8 protein-coding genes are annotated in these 6,940 nt (G+C 60.3%); 7 read left to right on the top strand and 1 reads right to left on the bottom strand.

What is annotated here, in order from left to right; genetic code table 11:
* The coding region (locus tag EOA36_RS22080) for an aminotransferase class I/II-fold pyridoxal phosphate-dependent enzyme (RefSeq protein WP_127279419.1) at window positions 1-647 on the top strand (647 nt) is incomplete at its 5' end.
* A 372-nt stretch (window positions 648-1,019) separates the two neighbouring features.
* Here EOA36_RS22080 and EOA36_RS22075 read toward each other — a convergent pair.
* A complete protein-coding gene (locus EOA36_RS22075; protein ID WP_127279418.1) occupies window positions 1,020-1,913 on the bottom strand; it encodes a LysR family transcriptional regulator in 894 nt (297 codons plus the stop codon).
* Between the two features lie 267 nt (window positions 1,914-2,180).
* Between EOA36_RS22075 and EOA36_RS22070 the strand changes: the two genes are divergently transcribed.
* From EOA36_RS22070 to EOA36_RS22045, 6 genes are all read left to right on the top strand, one after another.
* The gene (locus tag EOA36_RS22070; RefSeq protein ID WP_127279417.1) at window positions 2,181-3,275 is read left to right on the top strand and encodes an alpha/beta hydrolase; all 1,095 of its coding nucleotides are present in this window, start codon (window positions 2,181-2,183) and stop codon (window positions 3,273-3,275) included.
* Between the two features lie 76 nt (window positions 3,276-3,351).
* The gene (locus EOA36_RS22065) at window positions 3,352-3,819 is read left to right on the top strand and encodes a cyclophilin-like fold protein (protein WP_210212426.1); all 468 of its coding nucleotides are present in this window, start codon (window positions 3,352-3,354) and stop codon (window positions 3,817-3,819) included.
* Between the two features lie 15 nt (window positions 3,820-3,834).
* On the top strand, window positions 3,835-4,230 hold the full coding sequence (locus tag EOA36_RS22060) for a cupin domain-containing protein (protein WP_127279416.1): 396 nt from the start codon (window positions 3,835-3,837) through the stop codon (window positions 4,228-4,230).
* A 30-nt stretch (window positions 4,231-4,260) separates the two neighbouring features.
* On the top strand, window positions 4,261-5,004 hold the full coding sequence (locus EOA36_RS22055) for an SDR family oxidoreductase (protein WP_127279415.1): 744 nt from the start codon (window positions 4,261-4,263) through the stop codon (window positions 5,002-5,004).
* 47 nt (window positions 5,005-5,051) lie between these two features.
* Window positions 5,052-6,278: an arabinose transporter gene (locus EOA36_RS22050; RefSeq protein WP_127279414.1), complete on the top strand. Its 1,227-nt coding sequence runs from the start codon at window positions 5,052-5,054 to the stop codon at window positions 6,276-6,278.
* A 361-nt stretch (window positions 6,279-6,639) separates the two neighbouring features.
* Window positions 6,640-6,940: SAM domain-containing protein (locus tag EOA36_RS22045; RefSeq protein WP_145969254.1), on the top strand; the 301-nt coding region annotated here is incomplete at its 3' end.

The following is a 6,940-nucleotide window of genomic DNA, read 5'->3' as shown; positions in this document are numbered from 1 at the left end:
CAATTGGCCACAATCCGACCGGCGGCTCAATCAGTCTGTCTGTCGCGCACTCAATCCTCACCGCTGCGGCGAAGCACAACGTCACCATCGTTGAGGACGATCCTTTCGCGGACCTCTCGCTCGTTGCGCCCAATCGGCTTGCAACGCTCGACCAGCTCAATCATGTGATTTCGATCGGCACATTTTCCAAGACGCTGTCTGCAAGTCTGCGGTCAGGTCATATCGCGGGCCGTGCCGACAAGATCGCCGCACTTGCGGAACTGAAAATGCTGACGACGGTGAACAGTTCTGGCCACGTGGAGAGGCTCCTGCACCGACTGACGTCCGAAGGTCACTATGATCGCCACGTCAAGCGCCTCGCACAGCGCATAGAAGCGGCCGCAACTCGCGTCCACGCAGCCCTCGGCCGAAACGGTTATTCCATCTTCGCCGGCAATGGGGGTGGCTATTATCTTTACCTCCTGCTGCCCGAAGGTATCGATGACATTGAACTGGCCCGACTGGGGGCCAAGGAAAGCATTTTCATTGCGCCTGGCAGCGTCTTTTGTATCGACAAGAAAAGTCCAATGGCGGCTGGCATCCGGATAAATGTGTCACGGGCGGAGGACGAGAGGTTTTTCGACTTTTTGCTGCGAAAACTCTTGTAGCATCAACAAACAGAAGCTGATCAAACCGGTACGCAAGCGTCTGCTTTCGGGCAACGGCAAGATCGGCCTGTACGACCGACATGGGCGCCTTGCAGCCCGACCGAATCGGGGCCGGAATCGGACTGCCAGCTTCTAGGCTCAGATCGCCAGAAGCGGACTTAACAGGAGGTCTGTGTGCCTCGGCCTGAACTGATCCCAACGCGGACAGCGAAATTGAGAAGAATAGACCCGCTCTCGCCGATAGAGCCGTGGAGCCTAAGGTTCGAATCTCACACGCGCGCCACACGGGGTAACGATGAGAACCATGTCTACTCTATTGCTGTCTAGAGCCCTCCAACCATCAGCCAACCGCGGGTCTAAGTTCCTGTCGCTTCAATCCCGATGGCGTAGCGCGTCGATAATGACCTTGAATGCGGGTAGATTCTGTCGGCGGCTCGGATAGTAGAGGAAATAGCCGTCGAAGAGGGGCGACCAATCATCGAGAACCTGAACTAGCAGGCTCGAAGCGATGTGCCGCTCCACGATGTTCTCGGGAACATAGGCGATGCCGTAGCCACTCGCTGCGGCGTCGATCATAGCGTAGGTGTTGTTGAAGGTAAGTTGACCGTCCACACGGACACGCAGCGCCTGTCCATCCTTCTCGAACTCCCAGGCGTAGAGGCCGCCGGCGGTCTCTTGACGCATGTTGATGCAGACATGTCGGACCAAATCCTGCGGGTGTCTCGGTACGCCATGCTCGGCCAGATAGTCGGGCGACGCCACGGCAACCAAGCGCCAGTCTGGGCCGATCCGCACTGCGATCATGTCCTTTTCAACGCTTTCGCCCAGCCGGACGCCTGCGTCGAAGCCTTCCTCGACGATGTTGCGGAATGTGCTGTCCAGGATCAGTTCGACAGCGATATCCGGATAGGCGCTGAGAACCTGCTTCAGCTTGGGCCAAACCACGCTTTCCAGCGCGTGGTCGGACAAGGTCAGCCGGATCGAGCCTGACGGCTTTTCGCGGAAGGCCATCAATGCCGCGATCTCATCCTCGATTTCGCCGATGCGCGGGGCGATCGTTCGTAGGAGCCGCTCGCCTGCGGCTGTCGTCGCGACATTGCGCGTGGTGCGGGTCAGGAGGCGTATGCCCATTCGCGCCTCGAGCTGCTTGATCGTGTGGCTGAGCGTCGATTGCGCCACGCCGAGCTTTGCCGCAGCCCTGGTGAAGCTGCGCTCTTCGGCGACGGCCTGAAACCACGTCAGTTGGTTGAGGTCGGGTTTGGCCATGAGGTTCCTTCGTTTGCCCCCCAGCACATTAATCGATGCAGTCGATTAGTTCATGCAAATTTCGATGACTAATCGTTCTATGGCAAAGCCGCTAGATGTGCATTGCAATTCAGCACGGGCAAAGAACCGATCGCTGGACGGCTGCGCGCACCGCCGCAGGAACGCTGAACCGCAATCGGTTCTGGCGGCTGCTGAAACCCGAACGTCCACACTGATGGCTCACTCAGCGAAGCGCCCCAACCCAATTGGGCCAAAAGGAGATCGGTAATGCCTGTGAACACCCCTGACACGAAAACATCAGCTCGCACAATCCACCGGCGCGAGCTGTTGAAGCTGACCGGCGCAGGCGTCGCCGCATTGGGCGCTGTTTCAATATCCAACCCCCTCGAAGCGAAGGCTCAGAATATGTCAAACGAATGGGATAAGGTCTTTCCGCTCAGCGACAAGATCGATCACGAGAAGATAACGTTCAAGAACCGCTACGGAATCACGCTGTCGGGTGATCTCTATCTGCCGAAGGACCGTGCCCGCGGACGCCTGCCGGCGCTTGCCGTCGGTGGTCCGTTCGGCGCTGTTAAGGAACAATCGTCTGGCCTCTACGCGCAGACGATGGCCGAGCGCGGCTTTGTCACCCTGGCCTTCGATCCGTCTTATACCGGCGAAAGCGGCGGCGAGCCGCGCAACGTGGCCTCGCCGGACATTAACACCGAGGATTTCAGCGCGGCCGTCGACTATCTCGGCCTGCACGCTTCGGTCGACCGCGAGCGCATCGGCGTCATCGGCATCTGCGGCTGGGGCGGCATGGCTTTGAATGCCGTCGCCGCGGACAAGCGCGTCAAGGCCGTGGTGGCGAGCACCATGTACGACATGACTCGCGTCATGTCGAAGGGCTACAACGACAGCGTGACCCTGGAGCAGCGCACGCAGGCGCTGGAACAGATGAGCCGGCAGCGCTGGGCGGACGCGGAAAACGGCGCGCCGGCTTATCAACCGCCCTTCAATGAACTTAAGGGTGCCGAGGCGCAGTTCCTGGTCGACTATCACGACTATTACATGACGCGGCGCGGCTATCATGCGCGCGCGGTCAACTCAGGCAATTCCTGGACGCAGACGACGCCGCTGTCATTCATGAACATGCCGATCGTGACCTACATCGCGGAAATCTCGCCGCGCCCGGTCTTGTTCATCCATGGCGAAAAGGCCCATTCGCGCTACTTCAGCGAAACTGCCTTCGCGGCAGCGGCGGAGCCGAAGGAACTCATGATCATTCCGGGTGCCAACCACACCGATCTTTACGACAAGCTGGACGTGATCCCGTTCGACAAGCTGACCAGCTTCTTCAATCAGCATCTCGCGGCTTGACGACCAGGTCCTATCTCCAAGCGCGCGGTCGTGTGCCGAAACAATGGACATGGCCGCACCAATTGGGAGACTTCAAATGACACGCGACGCCGCATGGTTTTCACGTCGCGCTTTGCTGGCAGGCGCTGCCAGCTTCGCACTTCCCTCCTCGGTGCGCTCTCAGAACAACGTAGCCACGGATGGGAAAGGAGACACCATGCGCCTTAGATTCATCTTCGCGGATCAGGATTTCACGGCAACGCTGGAGGACAATCCTTCCGCGCACGATCTGGTCTCGATACTGCCGCTGGACCTGACGATCGACGACTATTCGACCAACGAGAAGATCGCCTATCTGCCGCGCAAGCTAACCGAGAAAGGCAGCGGTCGCTTCGGGAGCGAGGCCGTGGGCGATCTCTGCTACTACGCCCCCTGCGGCAATCTGGCAATTTTTCATGGTCCCTATCGGTGGTCGCGCGGCCTAATACGGCTCGGGCGACTGGACCACGGACCGGCGCCGCTTCTGCTGCGCGGAGAACATCCGCTGCGCGTCGAAACACTGTGATCCATGGAGGTCATCATGCAGATCTATCGTGCCGGAAAAACACCTTCCCGTCCCGGCCCCGCCGACTGGTTTACCGGCCGCGTGCGCATCGACGCGCTGTTCAACCCGGCGGCTCCCGATCGCGTGCAGGGAGCGCTCGTCACTTTCGAGCCGAGCGCGCGCACGGCCTGGCATACTCATCCGCTTGGCCAGACGCTGATCGTCACCTCTGGCCTTGGCCGTGTTCAGCGCGAGGGCGGGCCGATCGAAGAAATCCGTCCCGGCGACGTCGTCTGGTTCGATCCGGGCGAAAAGCATTGGCACGGCGCGTCGTCCGAGACCGCCATGAGCCATATAGCGCTCCAGGAGGTTAAGGACGGCAAGGTCGTCGACTGGATGGAGCATGTGACGGACGCACAATACGACGCCTGAGAACCAAATCATCAATTCTGGAGAACTGCCATGATCAAGGACAAGGTCGTAATCATCACCGGAGCATCGTCAGGCATCGGCGAAGCAACCGCGAAGCTGCTCGCGGGCAAAGGCGCCAAGGTCGTCCTTGGCGCGCGGCGCGCCGATAGGCTGAAACGGATCGCCGACGAGATCGCGAAGAACGGCGGTCAGGCGACCTACAAGGTACTGGACGTGACGAAGCAGTCCGATAACGACGCTATCGTCGAGCTGGCCAGGAAGGCGTTCGGCCGCGTCGATGTCATGTTCCTGAACGCCGGCCTCATGCCGAGCTCGCCACTATCGGCACTGAAGACCGACGACTGGCACCAGATGGTCGACGTGAACGTCAAGGGTGTCTTGAACGGCGTGGCCGCGGTGCTGCCGGAGTTCATCGCACGGAAATCCGGATACGTCATCGCGACCTCATCGGTCGCCGGGCTCAAGGCTTACCCGAACGGCGCGGTCTATGGAGGCACGAAATGGTTCGTGCGCAACTTCATGGAAGTCCTGCGCATGGAATCCGCCATGGAAGGGACGAACATCCGCACGGCGACCATCTATCCGGCCGCGATCAACACAGAGCTGCTTGAAACGATCAGCGACGAAGGCACGGCCGCCGCGATGCAGAACACCTATGACAAATACGGAATCTCGCCGGACCGGATCGCTGACGTCGTTGCGTTCGCCATCGATGCACCGGAAGACACCACGATCAACGAGTTCACGGTCGGGCCCGCCAACCAACCCTGGTGATCAGAACTAAAGTCTCCGAAGTAACGTCACCAGATTGCTTCCGACGAATGACAGACCTGCCGACATCGTCAACACCATCGCGTTCGGTCGCGGTTAGCCTGCTGCCAACCATGGCGGCGGTGTTGGCCGGGTTTGTTGTCATCGGCGCAGCGTTGCCTGTGCTTCCGCTGCACGTCAGCCACAATCTGGGTTTCGGTAGCGTCGTTGTCGGCATGGTGGCGGGAACGCAGTTCGCGGCATCCCTGGTCTCACGCGTGTGGTCGGGTTCCTTTGCCGACGCGAACGGAGGAAAACGAGCCGTTCTCGTGGGCCTGGTTACGGCAGCGGCTGCCGGGCTGCTCTATCTTCTGTCCGTTGCCGTCGCGCGTTCGCCCGTTCTCTCCGTCTCGATCCTTGTCGTCGGACGCGCGGTGCTCGGCGGTGCCGAGAGCTTCATCATCACAGGTGGCGTGGCCTGGGGCCTGGCGCTCGTGGATGCCGGGCATTCCGGGAAAGTCATTGCATGGGTCGGCACTGCGATGTTCGCGGCATTGGCCTTCAGCGGACCTTTCGGAGCCATATTGTTCACAGCCTACGGCTTTGCGGCGATAGGGCTGCTGACCACATTATTGCCGTTGCTTGTATTGGGATCGCTCATGCGAGCACCAAACCCTCGGATCCAGTTGCGGCAGAGAAAATCCGATTTGAGAGCGGTTTTTGGCGCCGTGTGGCTGCCAGGCCTTGGTGCGGCACTCGCCAGTGTCGGCTACTGCTCAATCCTTGCCTTCAGCTCCCTTCTGTATGCCGACAATCATTGGCGACCCGTCTGGGTTGGATTTACGGCGTTTGGAGCTGCGCTGATCGCAGCGCGTATGATCTGCGGTCATCTGCCTGACAGATACGGCGGTGCGAAGATCGCCCTGCTGTTCCTGCTCGTGCAGTCAGCCGGGCTTCTGCTCATGGGGTTGGCACGAAGCAGTGTGCTTGCTTCCTCCGGAGCCGCGCTGGCGGGCCTGGGCTACTCCCTGGTCTACCCCGCGCTTGGCGTGGAGGCGGTAGGTGGCACATCGCCGGAAAGCCGCGGCTTGGCGATGGGCATCTACACGGCCTTTCTGGACGCTCTAGGAAGCCCGGCGTTGGGATGGGCCGCCGATCGAGCAGGCTTGAGCGTTGTCTTCTTTATCAGCGCCGGTGTCACCTTTTGTACAACCGCCATTGCATTGCATTTAGCGTACAATACCCGTCGAGGCCGACAGGCGGACTACCGCGGACGTTCGTTAAACCGGCCAAAGTAGCCATTCAATCGCAGGGATATCATATGACTGCTTGCGCGTGACCGCGACCTCCGGAGCGGTCGCCTGAACGTCGGCTTTCAGAACAGGCAAAGCTGGTCTCTCGGTCCGGCTTGAGGCGCGAAGCAGACTGGCGGCCTTGGGCCGGGAGCAGTAAGTCCGCTTGCGGACAGGGAAGAGCGCCAGCGGACCTTCAACCTCCAAGATCCGATGTCGTAACTTGACCCTCTCGGGACCTCCACCAGCGGTCGACATCGGGAAGTCGTGACCCGAACGAACTTTGCAAAATGAACTCGGCACAGCGCTTGCAGCCGACTTGAGGTATAATCCTGCTCTGCTTGCGACTGGTCGGGAGAAAGAGGGCGTGGATGTAGTTGCATGGCTGGTAAGCCTAGGATTGGGCGAATACGCTCAAGCCTTCCGTGATAATGACATCGATGCCGTAGTGCTTCTCAGCCTGACGGGCGAGGACCTGGCAGCCCTCGGGGTCAAGTCTGTAGGGCATCGGCGGAAGCTGCTCGACGCCATTGCCTCGCTCGTCGAAAAGAAGGGCACGGCGGCACCGGCTGCATCGCTTGCCAAACCGACCGCGTCGGAGCCGATCGAAGAAGCTGCGGCGCGGCGCGTCGAACGGCGGCAGCTGACCGTTATGTTCGTCGGTCTCG

It is taken from the genome of Mesorhizobium sp. M8A.F.Ca.ET.021.01.1.1 (assembly GCF_003998025.1).
Classification (GTDB): domain Bacteria; phylum Pseudomonadota; class Alphaproteobacteria; order Rhizobiales; family Rhizobiaceae; genus Mesorhizobium.
The sequence above is the reverse complement of the archived record's forward strand: the minus strand, read 5'-3'. Positions and strand labels throughout refer to the sequence as shown.

Coding starts and splice junctions, on each gene's coding strand:
- EOA36_RS22050 (WP_127279414.1), top strand. CDS start 5,052: ATGACAGACCTGCCGACATCGTCAACACCATCGCGTTCGGTCGCGGTT.
- EOA36_RS22055 (WP_127279415.1), top strand. CDS start 4,261: ATGATCAAGGACAAGGTCGTAATCATCACCGGAGCATCGTCAGGCATC.
- EOA36_RS22075 (WP_127279418.1), bottom strand. CDS start 1,913: ATGGCCAAACCCGACCTCAACCAACTGACGTGGTTTCAGGCCGTCGCC.
- EOA36_RS22065 (WP_210212426.1), top strand. CDS start 3,352: ATGACACGCGACGCCGCATGGTTTTCACGTCGCGCTTTGCTGGCAGGC.
- EOA36_RS22070 (WP_127279417.1), top strand. CDS start 2,181: ATGCCTGTGAACACCCCTGACACGAAAACATCAGCTCGCACAATCCAC.
- EOA36_RS22060 (WP_127279416.1), top strand. CDS start 3,835: ATGCAGATCTATCGTGCCGGAAAAACACCTTCCCGTCCCGGCCCCGCC.